General features: G+C 43.6%; 4 protein-coding genes. 1 reads left to right on the forward strand and 3 read right to left on the reverse strand.

Annotation, left to right across the window (positions count from 1 at the left end):
- The 3 genes from E0H79_RS15005 to E0H79_RS15015 all read right to left on the reverse strand — a co-directional run.
- A partial coding sequence (locus tag E0H79_RS15005; protein WP_131262064.1) for a DUF3287 domain-containing protein occupies positions 1–355 on the reverse strand: 355 nt, incomplete at its 3' end.
- 74 nt (positions 356–429) lie between these two features.
- Complete coding sequence (gene tnpB / locus E0H79_RS15010) at positions 430–765, reverse strand: IS66 family insertion sequence element accessory protein TnpB (RefSeq protein WP_165492559.1); 336 nt, start codon at positions 763–765, stop codon at positions 430–432.
- Positions 762–1,145: a transposase gene (locus tag E0H79_RS15015; RefSeq protein ID WP_131262066.1), complete on the reverse strand. Its 384-nt coding sequence runs from the start codon at positions 1,143–1,145 to the stop codon at positions 762–764. Before E0H79_RS15015 ends, tnpB begins: the two co-directional genes overlap by 4 nt.
- A 139-nt stretch (positions 1,146–1,284) precedes the next feature.
- On the opposite strand from E0H79_RS15015, the gene E0H79_RS15020 reads away from it, so the two are divergent.
- A partial coding sequence (locus tag E0H79_RS15020; RefSeq protein WP_131262067.1) for a transposase occupies positions 1,285–1,520 on the forward strand: 236 nt, incomplete at its 3' end.

Genomic DNA, 1,520 nt, shown 5'->3' on the forward strand with positions numbered 1-1,520 from the left:
CTGCATTTAGCCGTTCCAGTTCTAGATCAACCGCGGCAATATCTTCTTCAACCGCTTCATCCCACAGGTGGATTTGTTTTGCAGTGAGATGTTCGTTTTTACTGCCGAATTTGTGCTGTTTAAATAGTGCGAGTTCATGCTCGTATTTTTGATTGAGAATAGAAAGATGTTGAACTTTAGAATCTAATTGCTGATTGGTGACTTCAAGATGTTGAACTCTGGCATCTAATTGCTGGTTTGATTTTTCTAATTCTTGATTTGATTGTGCCAGAGACTGATGCTGCATCGCCAACTGCCTGGTGAATTCCAGCAGTTGTTCATGGGTCAGTTGGCTTAAGTCAGGCAGCGTATTCATGACCGCAGTATGCCTGAGGTCATGAAGAGAATGAAATAGAACGTTTGGAGGATGGCAGAATAGCCGAGCTTGGTTTAGAGCATATTCACCACTTGCTGCAATCCAATTCTCTGCCAGGGCAAACCTTGGATTAATGCCTGTAACTGTTCCGGGCTGAGGGCCACGGTTTCACCTTGGTGAACTTGAGCCCAGTGAAATTTACCCTGTTCCAAACGCCAGGCACACAGCCAGATGCCCAGTCCATCATGTACCAACACTTTCATACGATGACCACGTTTATTACAGAACAGGTAGGCGCAATGCGGTTTGATGTAGCCAAAGGCTCTCACCACCTGAGCCATGACAGTATCCATTCCTGCTCGCATATCCATGGGCTGGGTAGAGAGCCAAATTTCATTGATACGGATCATGTTGCAAGTGCCTTGAGTAATTCTGCCAAGATAGGTATTTCTGATGTCTGCCATTTTAGCTGAATATCATTATTCGTATGAGGCACGGTGATACACAACATGATCCTCTCATCAATAGGTTGGCTGATTGCAGCAGTGTAAGGCAAAGCAATAAATGCTGGATTCACATGAGTAGGATCCTGCACGGCACCCTCATGATGGCTGAAGATCCTGATCCAACGACTGACAAGGTTGGCATTAATACTATGTTGCAGTGCGACCGAAGCGATCGAGGTATTAGGATTTTTGCAGGCATTGACAATACTGAGTTTGAATTCTTTGCTGTATTTTCGGCGTTTTTTAGCAACAGGAGGTGTTGCTGAATATATATCCATGTTTATGGATTAAGTCCCCACTTGTTTTTAGGTGGGAACTAAATTAAGGCTTATAGGATCGCTTGGTAAGGCTGGGTAATCCCCCCTAAAAATAATTGAGTTTAAAAGTAGAAAATCGAATAACCTTGATTTAAGGAGATTTTCTATGAAAACATCTAAGTATTCAGACAGCTTGATCATGAGTATCTTGAAGCAAGCCGAAGCAGGAACACCCATACCGAACTTGTGCCGCGAACATGGTATGAGCTCTGCTACATTCTACAAGTGGAAGTCCAAATATGGCGGCATGGATCTTTCAATGATGACGCGGCTTAAAGAACTTGAGGCTGAAAATGCCCGTTTAAAACGCATGTATGCTGATGAGCGGCTAAAGTCAGACAT

This window comes from Acinetobacter sp. ANC 5045, assembly GCF_004331005.1.
Lineage (GTDB): Bacteria > Pseudomonadota > Gammaproteobacteria > Pseudomonadales > Moraxellaceae > Acinetobacter > Acinetobacter towneri.